Source organism: Dietzia massiliensis (assembly GCF_018390595.1).
GTDB classification, from domain to species: Bacteria; Actinomycetota; Actinomycetes; order Mycobacteriales; family Mycobacteriaceae; genus Dietzia; species Dietzia massiliensis.
The window spans coordinates 1-18479 of sequence record NZ_JAHBAV010000042.1; the positions used below are offsets into that span (position 1 = coordinate 1).

General features: G+C 71.4%; 20 protein-coding genes. 10 read left to right on the top strand and 10 right to left on the bottom strand.

Annotation, left to right across the window (positions count from 1 at the left end):
* Positions 1-422: 422 nt before the first annotated feature.
* Complete coding sequence (locus KHA85_RS11770) at positions 423-1127, top strand: superoxide dismutase family protein (protein ID WP_213185923.1); 705 nt, start codon at positions 423-425, stop codon at positions 1125-1127.
* Here the strand turns inward: KHA85_RS11770 and KHA85_RS11775 are convergent, their stop codons facing one another.
* The 3 genes from KHA85_RS11775 to KHA85_RS11785 all read right to left on the bottom strand — a co-directional run bounded on the left by KHA85_RS11775 (position 1128) and on the right by KHA85_RS11785 (position 3967).
* Positions 1128-1700 carry a peroxidase-related enzyme gene (locus KHA85_RS11775; protein WP_213185924.1) on the bottom strand — a complete coding sequence of 191 codons (573 nt, stop codon included), beginning with the start codon at positions 1698-1700 and terminating at the stop codon, positions 1128-1130.
* Positions 1701-1802: 102 nt separating this feature from the next.
* A complete protein-coding gene (locus KHA85_RS11780) occupies positions 1803-2210 on the bottom strand; it encodes a PPOX class F420-dependent oxidoreductase (RefSeq protein WP_213185925.1) in 408 nt (135 codons plus the stop codon).
* A complete protein-coding gene (locus KHA85_RS11785; RefSeq protein WP_308936940.1) occupies positions 2207-3967 on the bottom strand; it encodes an N-acyl-D-amino-acid deacylase family protein in 1761 nt (586 codons plus the stop codon). The genes KHA85_RS11780 and KHA85_RS11785 overlap by 4 nt, the downstream gene beginning before the upstream one ends.
* A gap of 119 nt (positions 3968-4086) precedes the next feature.
* On the opposite strand from KHA85_RS11785, the gene KHA85_RS11790 reads away from it, so the two are divergent.
* Positions 4087-5454, top strand: a complete 1368-nt coding sequence (locus KHA85_RS11790) for an MFS transporter (protein ID WP_213185926.1) — start codon at positions 4087-4089, stop codon at positions 5452-5454.
* Positions 5455-5616: 162 nt separating this feature from the next.
* Here KHA85_RS11790 and KHA85_RS11795 read toward each other — a convergent pair whose 3' ends face one another.
* From KHA85_RS11795 to KHA85_RS11805, 3 genes are all read right to left on the bottom strand, one after another.
* Positions 5617-6249 carry a DUF1707 SHOCT-like domain-containing protein gene (locus tag KHA85_RS11795; RefSeq protein ID WP_213185927.1) on the bottom strand — a complete coding sequence of 211 codons (633 nt, stop codon included), beginning with the start codon at positions 6247-6249 and terminating at the stop codon, positions 5617-5619.
* A gap of 135 nt (positions 6250-6384) precedes the next feature.
* On the bottom strand, positions 6385-6804 hold the full coding sequence (locus KHA85_RS11800; RefSeq protein ID WP_213185928.1) for a phosphatase domain-containing protein: 420 nt from the start codon (positions 6802-6804) through the stop codon (positions 6385-6387).
* Positions 6801-7034 carry a metallothionein gene (locus tag KHA85_RS11805; RefSeq protein WP_182642182.1) on the bottom strand — a complete coding sequence of 78 codons (234 nt, stop codon included), beginning with the start codon at positions 7032-7034 and terminating at the stop codon, positions 6801-6803. Before KHA85_RS11805 ends, KHA85_RS11800 begins: the two co-directional genes overlap by 4 nt.
* A gap of 164 nt (positions 7035-7198) precedes the next feature.
* Here KHA85_RS11805 and KHA85_RS11810 point away from each other — a divergent pair, with 164 nt between their 5' ends.
* The 5 genes from KHA85_RS11810 to KHA85_RS11830 all read left to right on the top strand — a co-directional run bounded on the left by KHA85_RS11810 (position 7199) and on the right by KHA85_RS11830 (position 11073).
* Entirely contained in the window at positions 7199-7429 is a 231-nt protein-coding gene (locus KHA85_RS11810; RefSeq protein WP_213185929.1) for a hypothetical protein, read from the top strand.
* Positions 7430-7480: 51 nt separating this feature from the next.
* Positions 7481-7981 carry a carboxymuconolactone decarboxylase family protein gene (locus KHA85_RS11815; protein ID WP_236885587.1) on the top strand — a complete coding sequence of 167 codons (501 nt, stop codon included), beginning with the start codon at positions 7481-7483 and terminating at the stop codon, positions 7979-7981.
* Entirely contained in the window at positions 7978-8922 is a 945-nt protein-coding gene (locus KHA85_RS11820; protein ID WP_213185931.1) for a sigma-70 family RNA polymerase sigma factor, read from the top strand. The genes KHA85_RS11815 and KHA85_RS11820 overlap by 4 nt, the downstream gene beginning before the upstream one ends.
* Positions 8923-9023: 101 nt before the next feature.
* Positions 9024-10400, top strand: coding sequence for a TrkH family potassium uptake protein (locus KHA85_RS11825; protein WP_213185932.1), 1377 nt, complete (start codon positions 9024-9026; stop codon positions 10398-10400).
* Positions 10393-11073: a potassium channel family protein gene (locus tag KHA85_RS11830; RefSeq protein ID WP_061229958.1), complete on the top strand. Its 681-nt coding sequence runs from the start codon at positions 10393-10395 to the stop codon at positions 11071-11073. Before KHA85_RS11825 ends, KHA85_RS11830 begins: the two co-directional genes overlap by 8 nt.
* Positions 11074-11098: 25 nt before the next feature.
* On the opposite strand, the gene KHA85_RS11835 is transcribed toward KHA85_RS11830, so the two are convergent.
* From KHA85_RS11835 to thiM, 3 genes are read right to left on the bottom strand one after another with little or no spacing between them, the layout of a single operon-like run.
* Positions 11099-11449, bottom strand: coding sequence for a VOC family protein (locus KHA85_RS11835; protein WP_213185933.1), 351 nt, complete (start codon positions 11447-11449; stop codon positions 11099-11101).
* Positions 11450-11468: 19 nt separating this feature from the next.
* Complete coding sequence (locus KHA85_RS11840) at positions 11469-12263, bottom strand: thiamine phosphate synthase (RefSeq protein ID WP_213185934.1); 795 nt, start codon at positions 12261-12263, stop codon at positions 11469-11471.
* Entirely contained in the window at positions 12260-13135 is an 876-nt protein-coding gene (gene thiM / locus KHA85_RS11845; protein ID WP_213185935.1) for a hydroxyethylthiazole kinase, read from the bottom strand. Before thiM ends, KHA85_RS11840 begins: the two co-directional genes overlap by 4 nt.
* 67 nt (positions 13136-13202) lie before the next feature.
* Here thiM and KHA85_RS11850 point away from each other — a divergent pair, with 67 nt between their 5' ends.
* From KHA85_RS11850 to KHA85_RS11860, 3 genes are all read left to right on the top strand, one after another.
* The gene (locus KHA85_RS11850) at positions 13203-14228 is read left to right on the top strand and encodes an LLM class flavin-dependent oxidoreductase (RefSeq protein WP_213185936.1); all 1026 of its coding nucleotides are present in this window, start codon (positions 13203-13205) and stop codon (positions 14226-14228) included.
* A gap of 136 nt (positions 14229-14364) precedes the next feature.
* The gene (locus KHA85_RS11855) at positions 14365-15597 is read left to right on the top strand and encodes a fatty acid desaturase family protein (RefSeq protein ID WP_213185937.1); all 1233 of its coding nucleotides are present in this window, start codon (positions 14365-14367) and stop codon (positions 15595-15597) included.
* Positions 15598-15620: 23 nt separating this feature from the next.
* Complete coding sequence (locus KHA85_RS11860; RefSeq protein ID WP_213185938.1) at positions 15621-16445, top strand: thioesterase family protein; 825 nt, start codon at positions 15621-15623, stop codon at positions 16443-16445.
* Positions 16446-16630: 185 nt separating this feature from the next.
* On the opposite strand, the gene KHA85_RS11865 is transcribed toward KHA85_RS11860, so the two are convergent.
* Entirely contained in the window at positions 16631-18316 is a 1686-nt protein-coding gene (locus tag KHA85_RS11865; RefSeq protein WP_213185939.1) for a DEAD/DEAH box helicase, read from the bottom strand.
* Positions 18317-18479 lie beyond the last annotated feature (163 nt).

Below are 18479 nucleotides of genomic sequence, written 5' to 3' on the forward strand. Positions count from 1 at the left end.
GGATTGAGCCCGGGGGCTCGAGGGGGAGGGATGCCCCGCGGAGGGCCAGAGGGAATCTGTGCGGGGACTGAGAAGAGTATGCATCCCGCTCTCAGGTTCCGCAAGCCTTCGGACAAGTTTGCGTAACGAACATCACACAGGGCAGAAACTGGTGGCTGGACGCTTCGCGCCGTTCGTGAAAGTTATTGCAGGCCAGCATCTCTAACTTGGCGAGACAAGTCGGCCGCGGACGCTGCAGGGCGAATGTCCGATTCTGCGCTGGCAGATCAACAAATCGCCAGGTCAAAAGGCCAGTAGACGCTTATTTTGTGCTAGCGCGACACGGTTGTGCCGCTGGGCCGAGAATCGCTGTCGCGCAAGGCGGTTGCAGCGCCGGTGTCTCTCGGTACCGTGACGCACACGACGCCGTCCGAGGAGGTTCCATGACCGAACGCGCCGTGTCCATTGCCCGACTTTCGCGCAAGAAAATGCCACTCGCCGCCCTCGGTGCATCCGCGCTCCTGCTCGCGTCATGCGGCACCGGAGAAGACTCACCGGCGGCTCAGGGCGATGTCGAGCCCCAGGTGACCGCGACGACAACCGTGACCGAAGGCGGCGCGGATGGTGGCGCCGGCGGTGGCGAGGTCTTCGCGGTCGCCGAGCTGGTGAACCCCGAGGGCGAGGCCCGCGGTACGGCGGAGTTCGCCGAGGTCGACGGCGGCACGACCGTCACCGTCGAGGCCACCGAGCTCGCGCCGGGTTTCCACGGCCTGCACATCCACGGCGCGGGCCTGTGCGAGCCCGACAGTGAGAACCCCACCCAGCCGGGCGAGCGGGGCGCGTTCCTCTCCGCCGGCGGCCACCTGGCCGGTCCCGGCGGCGAAGCCGGCCACCCCGAGCACGCCGGGGACCTGCCGACCCTCTACGTGACCGAGGACGGCACGGCCCGGATCGTCACGCTCACCGACCGCCTGGACCGCGACCTGCTCCTCGACGAGGACGGCTCGGCCGTCATGGTCCACGAGAACTCGGACAACCTCGCCAACATCCCCGAGCGCTACGCACCCGAAGGTGCCGACGAGGAGACGCGCAACGCGGGCGACGGCGGTAGCCGCGCGGCCTGCGGGGTCGTCACCGAGCAGAACTGACTACTTCTGCCGCGGCACCCGGCCCATGAGGTAGAACTCCGGGTTCGGGCGCATGTCGGTGGCGTTGGCCAGCCGGTTGCTCAGCCCGAACAGCCCGGTGATCGCGGCGATGTCCCACGCGTCCTCGTCGTCGAGGCCGTGCTCGTGCAGGGCGGCGAAGTCGGCGTCGCCCAGCTCGTCGGAGTGCAGGTTCACCTTGGTCGCGAAGTCGCAGATCGCCCGCTCGCGCGGCGTGAGGTCGGCCTTGCGGTAGTTCACCGCCAGCTGGTCGGCGAGCATCGGCGCCTTCTTGACGATCCGCAGGATCGCCCCGTGCGCCACCACGCAGAACAGGCAGCTGTTCTGCCCGGAGATGGTCACCACGACCATCTCCTTGTCCGCCTTGGACAGGTTGCCCTCGCGTTCCATCAGCGCATCGTGGTAGGCGAAGAACGCCCGCGACTCGGCGGGGCGTCGCCCGAACATCAGGAACACCTCGGGCACGAACCCGGCCTTCTCCTGCTCGGCGAGGATGCGCTCGCGAAGGTCATCGGGCAGGTCAGCGAGTTCGGCGAGGGGATAGCGGTCCGACACGGGGCCTCCGGCGTCGAGGGGCGAGGGTGGACTCAGCGTAGGACGGCGACGCGCTCGCCGCGGGCGTTGCGGCCGGGCCGCCCCCGCACGCGTCGGACCGGATCAGGTGCGCAGGAGTCGGCCCCACACGTGGACGTGCTCGATCTCCACCCAGGCGTCTACCCGCGGCCGGTCGCGATTGAAATACGGCTCCCCGGTGTAGTGACGGGCCAGGGCGTCGATACCGGACAGGTCCGGATCATCGGTGATCTCCGTGACCCGCCCCTGGATGCTGACATGCGTGTGCCACTCGTCGGCGTCGAGGATCGACAGCGCCACCCGCGGATCGCGGCGCATGTGCTGCAGCCGCACCCGCCCGGTGTCGAGGTTGAGGTGGATCCGGTCGTCGACCAGCCGGTACCAGGTGGGCACGGTCACCGGCGAGCCGTCCTTGCGCAGGGTCGCCATCACGCACGGGTTGGGCTTGAGGAGCAGGTCGCGGACGTCATCGTCGAGGGGCGTGGCGCTCATACCAGTGAAGTGTGCGACGTCTCCTCCCGGTTCTCCACCGGTCCGGGCACCTCCACCGGGCGCGGCGCCACCGTCTCGCCCGAGGGCAGGAACCGGCCCGCCGCGAACTCGCGGCCGTAGCCCGGCGCGAACTCGCCGTCGCTCCAGACCACCCGGCCGCCGATGATCGTCGCCGCAACCGCCCGGTCGTTGCGGTTGACCATCCGGAGGCGCCCCGCGTCGAGGCGGTAGAAATCCGCCAGCTCACCGGTGAGCTTGTGCACGGCCTCCTCCGTCGACAGGAACGGGCGGCCCTTGCGCTGGGCCTGGTGGACGCGCTCGAGCAGCCGGACCCCGAAGTTGTAGAACGCCATGTTCCGCAGGTGCGCGCCGGCGTCGGAGAAGCCGATCGTCACGCCCGGGGTGTTGACCAGCCGGTTGGCGACCTTCTCCCGCGCGTTCGCGATGGTGGTAGTCCAGCGGAACTCGGTGCCGTACTCCACCACCAGGTCGAGGTACGCGTCGGCCGGGTGGAGCTTCCGCGCGCGGGCCACGTCGCCGACCGTCTGGCCGACCAGCGACTCGTCCGGGCAGGCGACGATGAGGGCGTCGTCGAAGTCGCGGTGCCACACGCGCGGGCTGAACCGCTTCTCGAAGTCCTGCCGGAACCAGCGCCGGTAGCTCTCCTGCTGCAGCAGTTCGTTGCGGGCCACCTCGTCGGCCAGGTGCAGCGCCTCGCGGCCGGAGCCGAACTCCTCGAACACCACCAGGTCGATCCCGTCGGCCCACACCTTGAACGTGGTGGGCAGGTGCTGCCACACGAACCTGCCCTTGCCCAGGGAGTTGGCGGCCCAGGCGATGGGCCGGAAAATGCGGTTGACCCACGGCTCGGCGAGTGTGTCGGCGGCCGAGAGCAGCGAGACGCGCAGGGGCCTGCGGAACAGCCCGGTGCTGGTCGCGGCGTAGAAAGCCACGTCGACCTTGGTGTTGAGATTGGGCACGCCCTGCAGGACCCGGTCACGACGACGAAGAAGGCGGCTGATCCGGCGGAATTCGCCCCACGAGGCGTGCGTGGAGGGCAGCGTCCGCGAGCGGTAGCGGTCGCCGTCCATCTTGTCCCACGGGTTGGTCATGGTGGACACGCCCAGGAACCCGGCGTCGAGGGCGGCGGTGATGCGGCGGTCGATCTCGCGCAGTTCCTCGCGGCTGGGGGAGTGCTTCGGATCGGTCGACCGGCCCAGGCCCATCACGGACGCGCGCACGTCGGAGTGGCCGAGGAACGACGCCACGTTGGGACCGAGGGGGAGGTCCTCGACGGCGCGCCGCCACGCCGCCGGGTCGGACCACGTCTTCTTCTCCTCGAGCGCTGCCAGGACCGAGCCGCGCGGCAGGGCCTCGACGCGGCTGAACAGGTCCGCCACGTCGACCGTGCCGGAGTAGACGCCGGAGATCGAGCAGTTGCCCACCAGGACGGTGGTCACCCCGTGCCGCACGGACTCGCCCAGTCCCGGGGAGACGAGCAGCTCGACGTCGTAGTGGGTGTGGGTGTCCACGAAGCCCGGCGTCACCCACCGGCCCTCGGCGTCCACCACGCGCGTGGTGGAGGCCACGGGCAGCGGCGCGGCGCTGATCGCCGCGATCACGCCGTCGCGGATCCCGATGTCCGCGCGGACCCCGGGCGCGCCGGTGCCGTCGAACACCGTGCCACCTCGGATGACGACGGCGAAGTCCGCGTTCGAGGCGGGGGCCGCGTCCGCGGCCGATTCGGGAATGCTCACGGGACGCTCCTCGAGCGTGTGATCTACAACACAGTTGTGACCACTCTACTCGGACAAGCGTCCATGTCCAGTCCGGGAGGCTCACCGGTGGGCCGGGCGCGGCAAGTAGCGTTGCCGACATGACGACCCGCACGGAGCGCCTCGACGGCCTGCCGTTCACCCGCAAGCACCGCAGACTGCTGTTCGGTTCGGGCATCGGCTGGGCGCTCGACGCGATGGACGTGGGGCTGATCTCCTTCGTCATGGCGGCGCTCGCCGTCCACTGGTCGCTCACGCCCACCGAGCTGTCCTGGATCGGGTCCATCGGCTTCGTCGGCATGGCGCTGGGCGCCGCGTTCGGCGGGCTGCTCGCGGACAAGATCGGCCGCCGACAGGTCTTCGCCGCGACGCTGCTGGTCTACGGCCTGGCGACCGGCGCGGCGGCGCTGTCGACAGGCGTGGCGATGCTCATCGTCCTGCGGTTCGTCGTGGGGCTGGGCCTGGGCGCGGAGCTGCCCGTGGCCTCGACGCTGGTCAGCGAGTTCGCGCCGCGCCGCATCCGCGGCCGCGTGGTGGTGATCCTCGAGGGGTTCTGGGCGGTCGGATGGATCCTGGCCGCGCTCATCGGCTACTTCGTGGTGCCCGTCGGTGACGACGGCTGGCGCTGGGCGCTCGCCGTGGGCCTGGTCCCGGCCGCGTACGCACTGGTCGTGCGCTTCGGCCTGCCCGAGTCGGTGCGCTACCTCGAGTCGCGGGGCCGCGGCGACGAGGCCGAGCGGATCGTCCGCGAGTACGAGGCCTCTGCGGGTGTCACGCCCCCGCCCGCCGCCGCGGCTGGCGTCCCCACGACCGGTCGGTCTGACGCCGAGGCCGCCGCGACCGCGCCGGAGGCCGCACCCGCCGCGCCTGCCGAGTCGGGCGAGTCGATCTGGTCCCCGCGCCTGCGTCGCCGCACCGCCGCGTTGTGGATCGTGTGGTTCGGCATCAACTTCAGTTACTACGGCGCCTTCATCTGGCTGCCCAGCCTGCTCGTCTCGCAGGGCTTCGACCTGGTCAAGTCGTTCGGCTACACGCTCATCATCACGCTCGCCCAGCTGCCGGGTTACGCAGTGGCCGCCTGGCTCATCGAGGTCTGGGGGCGGCGGGTCACGCTTGCGGTGTTCCTCGTCGGCTCGGCGGCGTCGGCGGGCCTGTTCGGCCTGGCGAACTCCCCGGCCACGATCATCGCCGCCGGCATGGCGCTGTCGTTCTTCAACCTCGGCGCGTGGGGCGCCCTCTATGCGATCGGCCCCGAGCTCTACCCCACCGCCACCCGCGGGTCCGGCACTGGCGCGGCGGCGGCGTTCGGGCGGATCGCCTCCATCATCGCGCCACTGCTCGTCCCGTTCCTGCTCGATCTGGGCGACACGGTGATGGTCTTCGGGGTGTTCGCGGCGGCCTTCGTCGTCGCCGCCCTGGCCGCCTTCACCCTCCCCGAGCGCAAGGGTGTCGCCCTCGAGGACACCTGACCCCGCGCCGGGTCGCGGCGCGCCGCGCGGTCACCCGCTGTCGTCGAGAAGACAGTTTCGCCCGCATCGGCCGAGTGGCCTTGTGCCGAACTGTCTTCTCGATGGTCGTCGCGCGCTCCGCTAAGCCAGCCGCCGCCCGAGCTCAGCGGGCCGGAGCGACGCTCAGTCCTGCTTCTCGCGCCCGTCGCCCAGCTCGCGGATCCGCTCGGACGCCGCCCGCAGCCTCTCCTCGCGCGCCTTCTCGTCGGCCTTCTTCAGCTTCTCGTACGTCTTCTCGTCGGAGTCGGTGTACCGCAGCGCCAGCCGCGGGATCCCCAGCGTGAGCACCAGCGACGGCCACACCATCCACGCGTACTGCCAGTCCACCACGATCTGCAGGACGAGGAACGTGATGAGCGTCAGCCCGATCACCACACCGTCCAGCGACTCGACCAGCTTGCCGCGGCGGCGTAGATCCTCGAGGTCGGCGTCGGCGTCGCGGGTGGCCGGCGTCCGCGCGCCGGTGGGAGTCGGCGTGAGGGGCGATGACGGCGACGACGACGAGAGCGCGATCTCCCCACCGCCCGCCGTGGCCGACTGCACGATCATGCCGTCGACCGACGTCAGCGGGGTCCCGCCGGGCAGGTCGGCGAACGAGTCGCTCAGCTGTCCGAGTGTGCGGGCCGCGGCCACGTCGCCGGAGCGGGCGTGGAACTGCGAGTCGTCCAGCCGGCCCGACGCGTAGTGGTCGCCGAGCACGGTGAGGGCGTGCAGCCGCTCGGCGTCGGAGAGCAGCAGGTCGTCGGGCTCGGCCATGCCTCCAAGGCTATGACCGGCCACGACGCAGCGCTATAGGGAATCTCCCCGAATCGGCCCGCGGATCCGGGCACCGCGGCGTGCCGCGCTCGGAAACCGCGGCGCGCCGCGCTCGGATACCGCGGCGTGCCGCGCTCAGAAATCGCCCGGCGCCACCTGGAGGCACGTCAGGCCGAGACCTCGCCACATCTCCACCACGCGGGAGCGGTCCTCGAGCACGCACAACACGCGATACCGCGGCTCGATGTGACGGCGATACAGCTCGTTCTTGACCACGACGTCCGGACGGCGGTCCCCCACCGACCGCAGGTACACGGCGTCGATCGGGACGCCGAGGTGCCGCTCCAGCCAGGCACTCGTGTCCGCGCGGGCGGCCTCCGTGCGTCCGGACACCACGATCAGCTGATGCCCGTCCCGGTACAGGGCGCGCACCACCGCGATGATGTCGTTGTTCGGCAGGTCGGCGGAGACGGTCGACTCGTCGTAGGGGCTCCGTCCGTGGGCCACGGCGATCGTGCCGTCGACGTCCACCAGGACGGCCGAGGGGCGGCTCACGCCCGGTCGGCGACCCCGCTGGCTCCCTGATGGTCGGCGCAGTGGGCGCAACAGAAAATGGTGCCATCCACCTCGACCCCGTGGCCGAGGATCCGGCAGCCGCAGTGGGAGCAGGTCGGTGCCATGGCGTGGGCCGCGCACTCGAAGCTGTCGAAGGTCCCGGAGCGGTCGCCCTGGGTGATGGTGAACGCCTTGTCGTAGTCGTTACCGCAGGTATCGCAGGTGGCCATGATGTCCTCCTCGTCGCGCGGGTCTGTCGATGTGGCCACCGTAAACCGAAGTGTCGTGGGTCACAACCGTGGTGGCGAGGCGATGCGTCGGCTCTTTCCGTGGAAAGTGCCGAGCACACCGGTGCCGCACGTTCGACAGTCGACCGATATCGGGAGGTATCAGCATGACCACCGAACCGCAGAGCCCCGTCAAGGATCGGAACTACAACCTCATCGCCGTCATGGAGGCCTCGCTCAAGATGGCGTGGCAGCTCAACGAGTACATTGAGGACGCCGAGTCCGCCGGTGACACCGAGCTGGCCGATTGGTTCCGCCGCATCCAGGCGAACGACCTCAAGGCCGGCGAGCAGGGCAAGAAGCTGCTCGCGAAGCGGCTGCAGGACGAAACGGCCTGACCGGAACCCGGGGCGCTGTCACGTTTCCGGATGCTCGTGCGTCGACAGGACATGAGCACACCACAGAGCAGGAACGACCAGCGCAAGCAGGTCAGCGCAGGCGCCATGACGTCGATGTTGGCGCTCGAGGCCTATACCCGGGCCCGGGTCTCACGGGACGACAGTCACCTCATCCGCCTGCGCGTCTCGGCGGTCAACGGCTGCCGCTACTGCGCGGCCATGCACCGCCGCGACGCCCGCAAGGACGGGTGGAACACCGACCGGATCGCGGCCGCCGAGAACTGGGCCTCCCACACCGACGAGTTCGCCGCGGACGAGCAGGCGGTGCTGCGGTTCGCAGACGCCGTCACCCGCATCGACGGCGAGGAGTCCGTCCCCGACGAGGTGTGGAACGAGGTGGCGCGCTACCGCGGTGAGAGCGGGACTGGACAGGTGCTGATGGACGTCGTCACCATCAACGCATGGAACCGCATAGCGATCGCCACCCGAAAGGACCCGGGGTCGCTACGCGGGCTGATCCCGAGCGACCTCGAGCCGACGAGACCGCGATGACCGCGGGCGTCCTCGCCGGAACGGGCGCGTCGACAGGCGAGCAGGCCGCCCCGCCCGGCGCGGCCCCGCCCGGCGCTGCCCCGTTCGACCGGGCGGCGCTCGAGCGAATCCGCGCCCGCCTGCTCGGGATCGGCTACCGCATCACCGGCACCTGGGCGGACGCCGAGGACGCCGCCGACGAGGCCCTGGCCAGACTCGTGGCGCTCGATCCGTCGGACGCTCCCCGCAACGCCGAGGCGTGGCTGACCACCGTCGCGACCCGCCTGTGCCTGGACCGCCTCCGGCGACGGAAGCGCGAGGACTACATCGGGGCGTGGCTGCCCGAACCCGTCGACACCGCGCTGCTGCCGGCCGAGCTGGCCGAGCAGCGGGATCAGCTACGGATCGCGGTCCTGCTGGCGTACGAGCAGCTCGGGCCCGACGAGCGGGCCGCCTTCGTCCTGCGCGAGGCCTACGACCTGCCCTACGCCCAGATCGCCGAGGCTTTGCACGCCACCGCGCCCACGGTGCGCCAGTGGGTCAGCCGCGCGCGGCACAGGCTCCAGACCGACCTGCGCCCGCCGGAGCCCGCGCCGGACGAGCTGATCGCCCGGCTCGTGGAGGCCGTGATCTCCGGCGACCTCGAGCAGACGATCGCCGTGCTCACGTCGGACGCCCGGGTCCTGTCGGACGCAGGCGGCAAGGTCAACGCCGCCCGACGCGACATCGTCGGCGCCCGCAAGTGCGCGTACTTCCTGGTCAAGGCCATGGAGCTCGCCGAGGGGGAGATCGCCCCGGTCGAGGTCAACGGCGAACTCGCGATGGCCCTGGTGTCCCGCGGGGTCCGGCGCGTGGTGCAGGTCGGGGCAGTCGACGGACGCGTGGACCGCCTGTACTTCCACTGCAATCCGGACAAGCTCACGCGCCTGGCCGTTTCCGAGGGATTCGCGGCGGGCGGCTGACTCCGCCCCGCCGCCCGCCACCCGCCGCGCATCGCCGGTCGTCCGCCGCCTGTCCCTGGGCGCCTCCGGCGAGCGGAGAGTGCCGGGTCTACTCTCTCGACATGGTCTCGACGATCCCGGGCGTCTTGTCCTCGGGCGCACGGGCGGTCCGCGCGTTCACGTACAGCTCACCGGCCCGCTCGGCGCTGCTGGCGTTCGCCGCGGCGATCGTGGTCTTCACGGTGCTGCTGATGATGCCGTGGGCCACCGCCTCCGATGACCCGGCGTACCTGCACGACGCGGTCTTCACCGCCACCTCCGCAGTGTCCGTGACCGGCCTGACGACGGTGGACACCGCGACGCACTGGTCTCCGGCGGGTCAGGTGGTGATCCTCGCGGGCATCCAGGTCGGTGGCCTGGGGATCGTGACGATTTCGTCTCTGCTGGCCCTGTCGGTCACCAGACAGTTCGGCGTCCGCACGCGGCTCCTCGCACAGACGGGGATGTCGGCGGGCGGACTGGGGGAGGTCCGATCGCTGATCACGACGATCGTCGTGTCCTCCGCCCTGGTGGAACTGGTCATCGCGCTGGTCCTCGCACCCCGTCTCATCGCCCACCACGGATCGTTCGGGGAGGGGCTCTGGCACGCCGTGTTCTATGCCGTGTCCGCGTTCAACAACGCCGGGTTCGTCCTCGACCCCGGGGGCCTGGCGCCGGTGGCGGACGATCCGGTCGTGTTCTGGGCGCTCATCTGTGCTGTGTTCCTGGGCAGCCTCGGCTTTCCCGTTCTCCTGGTGCTGTGGAAGCACCAGTGGCACCTCGGACGCTGGAATCTCCACACGCGACTCACGGTCGAGGTCAGTGTGCTCCTGATGCTCGTCGGTGCCCTGGGATTCGCCGCGTTGGAGTGGAGCAACGGGGCCACCCTCGGTGGCGAGGGCGTGGTCGACAAACTGCAGCAGTCGGTGTTCGCCTCGGTGATGATGCGCTCCGGGGGCTTCGCCATCATCGACCCCATCGACACGACCGCGTCGACCATGCTCATCACCGACGCCCTGATGTTCGTGGGGGGCGGTTCGGTCTCGACCGCCGGCGGCGTCAAGGTCACCACCCTGGCCGTCATCTTCCTGGCCTTCCTCGCCGAGGCCCGGGGCCGGGAGGACGCCACCGCCCACGGGCGGGCCCTGCCCACCTCCTCGATCCGGGTCGCGGTGTCCGTGGCCGGGATGGGACTCACGCTGGTCGCCGGCTCCGCCCTGGCCCTGATGATCCTCACCGGAGAGGATCTCGGGCGCCCCCTGTTCGAGTCCATCTCCGCCTTCGCCACCTGCGGGTTGAGTTCAGGTCTCAGCGCTGAACTCGAGCCGGCGGGGGTGTACCTTCTGTCCGGGCTGATGTTCGCCGGACGAGTCGGCATCATCACCTTCGCCACCGCGCTGACCATGCGAGCAAAGCGGACCAGGTATCGCCTACCCACAGAGAGGCCGATCATTGGCTGATCGCACCCGCCGCCAGTCCCCAGTCCTCATCATCGGCCTGGGCCGGTTCGGCGTCTCCCTCGCCACCCAACTCGTCGGACAGGGCCGCGAAGTTCTCGCCGTCGAACGTGACCACGGACTCGTACAGAGATACGCGGACGCCCTGACCCACGTCGTCGAGGCGGACGCCACGGACATCGAGGCGCTACAACAGCTCGGTGCCCGGGACTTCTCCACCGCAGTCGTGGGAGTGGGCACGTCGATCGAATCGTCCGTGCTGGTCGCGGTGAACCTCGTCGACCTCGGTATCAACCAGGTCTGGGCCAAGGCGATCAACCAGGCCCACGGGAAGATCCTCACCCGTATCGGCTGCCACCATGTCGTGTTCCCCGAACACGACGCCGGGGTCCGGGTCGCCCACCTCGTGGCCAATCAGATGATGGACTTCATCGAGTTCGACGAGAGCTTCGCCATCGTCAAGATGCGGCCACCGAGGGACGTCATCGGCCACTCGATCGACTACTGCCATCCCCGCAGACGGCACAAGGTCAACATCGTCGGCATCAAGACACCGGGCGGTCCGTTCCAGTACGCGCAGCCGGAGACCATCATCGGCGCAGACGACGTCATCATCGTCTCAGGGCACGTTCGCGACCTCGAACGCTTCGCCGACTACTCCGAGCAGAAGCGGTGAGGGCTCGACCGACGTCCCGGTCGGTCTAGCGGGCCACCCACATGGCCAGCTCGTTGCCGCCCGGCTCGCGGAAGTGGAAGCGGCAACCGCCCGGGAAGTCGATCGGCCCGAAGGTCACCGTGCCGCCGGCCCCCTCGACCCGCTGACGCGCCTCCTCGAGATCGGCCACGCGGATCACGAGCAGCGGGGCGGGGGACTGCTCGTCGGCATCGCCCTGGATGCACGCGTCCACGCCGCCCCCCATCAGGCTGGTGAACGAGGACCCGTAGACCGTGGGCGACCAGCCGCACACGGTCTCCAGGAACTCGGCGGTCGCGGGCATGGAGGTGCTGGGGAACTCGATGGAGGTGATCTCGAGCGGCGTCCTCTTGTTCACCCCGCAGACGCTACGCGGGCTACCGCTCCGGCGGGACCGATTCCCCGGCCTCCCAGCGCGCGAGCAGCTCCGCCGCGGCGGCCCGCGGGTCCGGGGCGGCCATGATCGCCGAGACCACGCAGATCCCGTCCAGCTCGGTGGCCGCCAGCCGCGCGACGGTCGCGGACGTGACCCCGCCGATCCCGACCGCGCGGACACCGCCGGCCGCGCCGCCGACTCCACCGTCCGCCTCGCGAACACCGCCGCCAGCCGAGCGGTGAACGTGCGCGGCGCGGGCGAGACGGTCCGCCCCCTCCGGCCCGAGCGCGGCGGCGGTGTCGGGTTTGGTCGCCGTGGCCCACACCGGGCTCACCCCGATCACGTCCGGCACCGGCCCCGGGCCTGCCAACGCGGCGGCGAGCTGGGAATCCGACTCGATCGACAGCCCCACCATGAGGTGGTCCGGCATCGCCGAGCGGGCCCGGGCGAACGGTATGTCCCGCTGCCCCACGTGCAGGTGCAGCCCCAGCTCGCGCGCGACGTCCGCGCGATCGTTGACGAACACCGGGACGCCCCGGCCCGTCTCGGTGCAGGCCCTCGCGACGGCCTCGGCGACGGCGACGGCGTGGATGGCGAACTCGTCGTCGTCGCCCTCCTTGTCCCGGACCTGGACCACGCCCACCCCGCCGAGCACCGCCTCGTACGCGATCCCCGGCACGGCGTCGCGCCCGCCGCCGAGGTGCGGATCGGTGACCAGGTAGAGCCGCCAGTCGACGTCGGCGCCGCGGTCGGGCTGAGCCTCGCCCACGGCAGGGTCGGGCCGCGCGTCGCTCACTCCGCGGTCACCGTGACCAGGCCCGCGATGTCCTCGGGGGTGAGCGTGTACAGCGCGTCGAGCCACGCCACCGCGAAGCTGCCGGGACCCGCGGACGTGCGGCCGGCGACCGTCCCCGCGGCCCCGGCGTGGGCGTGGGCGGCGACCACCGCGTCGTGGTCGTCGGCACCGGCCGCGCGCGCCGCACCGAGGTAGGCCGCGGTGAGCGCGCCCAGGGCGCACCCCGTGCCGATGACCTTCTGCAGCAACGGGTGACCCGACTCGACCCACGTCGCGCGCTCGAGGCCGTCGTGATGTGTGACGACGAGGTCCCGCGGCCCCGTCACCGCCACCACCGCACCGGACCGCGCGGAGAGATCCCGGGCGGCGGGCTCCGCGGCGGCCACCTCCTCGGTCGAGTCCACGCCCCGGCCGCCCGCCCCCGTGCCGGCGAGCGCGATGGTCTCGGAGGCGTTGGCCCGGATCGCGGCCGGCCCCGACTCCAACCACGCCGTGGACAGGCGGGTCCGCAGCACGAGCCCGCCCACCGCGACCGGGTCCAGCACCCACGGGGCCCCGGCCTCGCGGGCGGAGGCGATCGCGGCGTGCATGCCCTCGACCTGCTCGGCGGTCGGGTTGCCGACGTTGACGAGCACGCCCGAGGCGATCGCGGCGAAGTCGCCGGCCTCGTCCGGGTGGTCGACCATCGCGGGCGCCGCGCCCGCGGCGAGCAGCACGTCGGCGGTGATCTGGCGGACCACCGAGTTGGTCAGGCAGTGCACGAGCGGTCCCGTCTCTCGCATGAGGGACACCAGGCGGGCGACGTCGGCGGGGCTGTCGGCGGCGCCGGCGTCGGGGCGGTCAGCGGCGGGGCGGTCAGCGGCGGTGGGCATGCCCCCAGTGTGCCCCCCGCCGGGCCCCGACAGGAATAGCGCGCCGGCGGCCCGGGTTGCACGGGGCATGACGTCCCCTGACACCGGTTCCCCCGGCGCCCGCGCCCTGCCCCTGTCCGTGATCGACTTCGCTACCGTCCGTCCCGGGCAGACCGTGGGGGAGGCGCTACAGGACTCGGTGGAGCTGGCGCGCAAGGCGGAGGAGCTGGGGTACGAGCGGGTCTGGTACTCCGAGCACCACAACATGCCGTCGATCGCCTCGTCGGCGCCGGCGGTGCTCATGGCGCACATCGCCGCGCACACCTCGTCGATCCGGCTCGGCTCGGGCGGTGTGATGCTGCCCAACCACGCGCCGATCGTGATAGCCGAGCAGTTCGGCACGCTCGCCGAGCTCCACCCCGGCCGCATCGACCTCGGACTGGGACGCGCCCCGGGCACCGACCCGCAGACGCTGCGCGCGCTGCGCCGCGAGCCGTCCGCGGCCGAGAACTTCCCCGACGACGTGCGCGAACTGCAGGCCTTCCTCGGAGACTCGCCGTCGGACTTCGCCCGCACCCGCGGCATCGCCGCCATCCCCGGGCGCGGAACCAGGATCCCGCTGTACATCCTCGGCTCGTCACTGTTCGGCGCGCAGCTCGCCGCCGCCTACGGACTGCCATACGCGTTCGCCTCCCACTTCGCGCCCGACGCCCTGGAGCAGGCGTCCGCGGTGTACCGCGAGCGGTTCCAGCCCAGCGAGCAGCTGGCCGAGCCGTACATGATCGCCGCGGTCAACGTGGTGGCCGACGACGACGCCGAGCGGGCCGGGCGCGAACTGCAGTGGTACCGCCGCCAGCGGGTCAAGCTCATGGCCGGCCGCGGTCGCGAGTTCAGCGACGAGGAGCTGGACATGATCATGGAGTCCGCCGGCGGCCGCCAGATCCTGCACATGATCTCCTACACAGCGTGCGGCGACGGCCCGGCGGTCCGCGACTACCTCACCGACTTCGCCCGTCGCGCGGGCGCCGACGAGCTGATGATCGCGCCCGTGGGATCGACGGTCGAGCGGATCCACGGGACCCTAGAAGTGCTGCGCCGCGCCTGGAATGACTGAGGCGCGCGCCCGGAGTGACTGAACGGCGCGTCTGGAGTGACTGGTGTGGTCGCTCGGCGTGCGCTTGATCACGATAGAGGGCCGACCCGGCTCCGAGCCGTAGCCGCGGGCGCCGTGGCACGCCTACTGTGGGTGTATGGCGATCTCCGACGTCGGCGAATACGCCCACCTGAGCCCCGACCAGATCGAGGAGCTCGGGCGGGAGCTCGACGCCATCCGCGCCCGGGTCATCGAGTCGCGCGGGGAGCGTGACTACCGCTACATCCACTCCGTCATCAAGCTGCAGCGTGGGCTGGAGTTGGGTGCGCGCGCCCTGTTGTACTTCGGTGCGCGGAACCGCACCGTGTGGGCGCTCGGGACCGGCACGCTGGCGGTGGCCAAGATCCTCGAGAACATGGAGATAGGCCACAACGTCATGCACGGCCAGTGGGACTGGATGAACGATCCGGAGATCCACTCCACGAGCTGGGAGTGGGACCTCGTCGGCAGTTCCGCCGACTGGAAGCACACCCACAACCACCTACACCACAAGTTCACCAACATCGTCGGGATGGACGACGACGTCGGGTTCGGCGTCTTGCGCGTGACCCGCGACGTGCCGTGGCAGCCGAGGTTCCTCGCCAACATGGCCGTCAACGCCGCCCTGATGGCGGGCTTCGAGTGGGGGATCGGCCTGCAGGCCGTCACCCTCGGCGCCGCGTTCGACCGGGACGCCGCCCCCGAGGACCGCCGCAAGGCACGTGCGTTCCTCCGCAAGGCCGGTCAGCAGATCCTCAAGGACTACGTCCTGTTCCCCGTGCTCGCCGGGCCGAGCGGCCCCCAGGCGCTCACCGCCACCGTCACGGCCAACATCATCCGCAACGTGTGGACCAACGCCGTGATCTTCTGCGGCCACTTCCCGGACGGCGCGGAGAAGTTCACCATGACGGACGTAGAGACCGAGACGCAGGCCGAGTGGTACCTGCGGCAGATGCTCGGCAGCGCCAACCTCGACGGCGGGCCGGCCATGAACCTCATGTCGGGCAACCTGTCGTTCCAGATCGAGCACCACATGTTCCCCGACCTGCCGTCCAACCGGTACTCGGAGATCTCACTCGAGGTCCGCGATCTGTGCGCCCGCTACGACCTGCCGTACGTCTCCGGTCCGCTGTGGAAGCAGTACCTCCAGTCGTGGCGGACCATCGCGCGGCTGTCGCTGCCGGACCGCTACCTGCGCCGCACCGCCGACGACGCCCCCGAGACCCGCAGCGAGAAGATGTTCGGCCACGGCCCGCGTATGTCCGGGCTGGCCACCGCGCTGGCCGGGGTCCGGAAGGCCCGGGGCCGGGCTCGCCGCAGCCGGGGGGAGCACTCCCCGAAGGCTCGCTGAGCGGCGGTGGCAGACTATGCCGCATGTCGCTGACGAGCATGTTGGAGTCCGCCGCGCACGGTGGGACTGTCGAGGTCGAAGAGGGCTGGACGCAGGGAAGGGCCATCTATGGTGGGCTCACCGGGGCCCTGCTGCTGGCCGCCATGAAGGGGAAGCTCCGCGATCTCGCGGGCAGCACCGGTAGCCCGGTGGGGGTCCCGCCGTTGCGGTCGCTCACCGTGTCGTTCGTCGGCCCCGCGGCCACCGGCCCCGTCGAGGTCGAGGCCGAGATCCTGCGTGTCGGTTCCAACGTCACCCAGTGCCAGGCGACGGTCCGGCAGTCCGACGCGATCGTCGCGACGGCGCTGGCAGCGTTCGGCAGGCATCGGGAGTCGTCGATCTCCGTGCCGCCCGCGCACCCGATGCCCGAGCTGGGCGACCCGTCGGCGATCGAGCCGTTCCCCTACATGAAGGATCTCACGCCGGAGTTCTACCGGTTCGTCGAGCTGCGGCAGGTGGGCGGGCAGTTGCCGTTCAGCGGTGCCGAGGCGGCGGACCTGTCCGGGTGGACCGCACTGCGTGAGGCGCCGGAGCGGCTCGAGGAGGAGCACCTGGTGCTGCTGACGGACGCATGGCCGCCGGCGCCGCTCCAGATGCTCGACGGGTTCGCGCCAGGCAGCAGCCTCACGTGGACCATCGAGCTCGTCGCCGAGGTGGGCCCGGACGTCGTCCCGGCCGATGCGAACCTGGCGTATGCCGCGACGACCGATGCCGCCCGGGACGGCTACGCGCACACTCACGCGATGGTGTGGCGGCCCGACGGCGAGCTGCTCGCGATCAGCCGCCAGACGATCACCATCTTCGGCTGAGCCGTCTGCCCGGCGCGAAAACACGAGTCGGCGCAGCGCATGAGCCTCACACGGCAACGCCACCTAAACGCCACCTAATCGAATGCGCGCCACCTAGCGGATCCCGTAGGCGGCGCGCATTCGGATAGGTGGCGCGTACGCCCGGCCGGGCAGACTCAGCCGCTCGGCCGGGCAGATACAGCCGCTCAGCCGGCGGAGCGGGTGGCCCGTCGCCGCTGGTCGCCACGCGGGCTGCCGGCGGCCTGCCCGATCGACTGGCGGGCACCCGTGCTGCGCGCGCCGGAGCCCTGCGCACCTGACCGCTGGCCGCCGGAACGCTGCGCGCCGGAGCCATGGCCGCCGGAACGCTGAGCGCCCGAACCCTGTCGCGCAGAGCCCTGACGAGCGGAGCCCTGGCGCGCGGCCCTCGGGGTACCGCTGTTCTGGGGGCGACGACGACGAGCGCCGCCACCGCCGGAGCCCTGCTGGTCGCGGCCACCGCGCTCCGAGCCGTCGCGATCGCGACCCGCCCGGACCTGGCGGTCCTGGTCGGCGCTGCGCCGGCCGTCGCCGCGGGACTGCCCGCCGCGACCCCGGCCCTCCTGGCCCTCGGCCTGCTGGCCCGCGCGCTGGCGGTTCTGGCTCTGGCGATCCCGCCCACGACCGCGACGGGACTGACCGCGGACCGACTGGCCCTCCGCGCCGTCGTCGGACGGCACGTGGGCCGGCGGCTCGGGGGCGTCGGCCAACGCGGCGGCCGCGTCCGCGCCCACGGGCAGGTCGATCTCGCCCGCGGTCACGCCGGCCGCGCGCAGCAACGAGCGGACCTCTCGGACCTGGTCCTGGGTGGCCACGGTGACGACCGTGCCGATGGCGCCGGCGCGGGCGGTGCGGCCCGAGCGGTGGACGTAGGCCTTGTGCTCGGCCGGCGGATCGGCGTGGACGACCAGCCCGACGTCGTCGACGTGGATGCCGCGGGCGGCGATGTCGGTCGCCACGAGGACGGTCGCCTCGCCGGAGGAGAACGCGTCGAGGTTGCGCACACGGGCGTTCTGCGACAGGTTGCCGTGCAGGTCCACGCTCGCCACGCCCCGGCCGGTGAGCTGCTTGGCCAGGCGCTTGGCGCCGTGCTTGGTGCGGGTGAACATGACGGTCCGCGGGTGCGCGCCGGCGAGGTCGGCGAGGGCGCGGACGCGGTCGTCGGCGTCGACGTGGAACACGTGGTGCGCGGTCGGGCCGGGCGTCGCCGAGCCGTCGTCCACCGAGTGGTCCACCGGGTCGGTGAGGAACCTGGTCACCAGCTTCTGCACGCCCGAGTCGAGGGTCGCGGAGAACAGCAGCCGCTGCGCGTCCGCCGGGGTCGCCGACAGGATGCGGGTGACGCCGGGCAGGAATCCCAGGTCGGCCATGTGGTCGGCCTCGTCGAGGACGCTGATCTCGATGGCGTCCATGCGGCAGTGCTTCTGACCCATGAGGTCCTCGAGGCGACCGGGGCATGCCACGACGATGTCGACGCCGCGGTTCAGCGCGTCCACCTGGCGGCCCTGGGACACGCCTCCGAAGATCACGGTGGTCCTCATGCCGAGGGCGTTGGCGAGCGGCGCGAGGGTCTCGTCGATCTGACGGGCGAGCTCGCGCGTCGGGGCGAGGATGAGGCCGCGCGGCGCGTTGCGGGTACGGCGACCGCCGGAGGCGGCCAGGCGCGCGACGAGCGGGAGGCAGAACGCGTAGGTCTTGCCGGAGCCGGTGCGGCCGCGGCCGAGCACGTCACGACCGGACAGGGCGTCGGGCAGCGTCGCCGACTGGATGGGCGTGGGCGTGCTGATGCCCGCGCCGTTCAGGACGTCGAGCAGGGGGGAAGGAACGCCGAGATCGGCGAAAGAACGTGACAAGAGGAAGTGCTCCGAACATAGAGGAAGGCGTCTTGCCCGGCGCGCTCACGGAGATCCGCATCGCCGCTGAGGCGGTGCGTCCGGTGCGCGACCACGGGATGGTCGACAGGCCGCGGCCCGAGGCAAGAGTGGTGCGGGCCGTCCTCGGACCACCCTACTCGCC

Coding starts and splice junctions, on each gene's coding strand:
- KHA85_RS11770 (WP_213185923.1), top strand. CDS start 423: ATGACCGAACGCGCCGTGTCCATTGCCCGACTTTCGCGCAAGAAAATG.
- KHA85_RS11780 (WP_213185925.1), bottom strand. CDS start 2,210: ATGAGCGCCACGCCCCTCGACGATGACGTCCGCGACCTGCTCCTCAAG.
- KHA85_RS11790 (WP_213185926.1), top strand. CDS start 4,087: ATGACGACCCGCACGGAGCGCCTCGACGGCCTGCCGTTCACCCGCAAG.
- KHA85_RS11795 (WP_213185927.1), bottom strand. CDS start 6,249: ATGGCCGAGCCCGACGACCTGCTGCTCTCCGACGCCGAGCGGCTGCAC.
- KHA85_RS11805 (WP_182642182.1), bottom strand. CDS start 7,034: ATGGCCACCTGCGATACCTGCGGTAACGACTACGACAAGGCGTTCACC.
- KHA85_RS11810 (WP_213185929.1), top strand. CDS start 7,199: ATGACCACCGAACCGCAGAGCCCCGTCAAGGATCGGAACTACAACCTC.
- KHA85_RS11815 (WP_236885587.1), top strand. CDS start 7,481: ATGAGCACACCACAGAGCAGGAACGACCAGCGCAAGCAGGTCAGCGCA.
- KHA85_RS11820 (WP_213185931.1), top strand. CDS start 7,978: ATGACCGCGGGCGTCCTCGCCGGAACGGGCGCGTCGACAGGCGAGCAG.
- KHA85_RS11825 (WP_213185932.1), top strand. CDS start 9,024: ATGGTCTCGACGATCCCGGGCGTCTTGTCCTCGGGCGCACGGGCGGTC.
- thiM (WP_213185935.1), bottom strand. CDS start 13,135: ATGCCCACCGCCGCTGACCGCCCCGCCGCTGACCGCCCCGACGCCGGC.
- KHA85_RS11850 (WP_213185936.1), top strand. CDS start 13,203: ATGACGTCCCCTGACACCGGTTCCCCCGGCGCCCGCGCCCTGCCCCTG.
- KHA85_RS11855 (WP_213185937.1), top strand. CDS start 14,365: ATGGCGATCTCCGACGTCGGCGAATACGCCCACCTGAGCCCCGACCAG.
- KHA85_RS11860 (WP_213185938.1), top strand. CDS start 15,621: ATGTCGCTGACGAGCATGTTGGAGTCCGCCGCGCACGGTGGGACTGTC.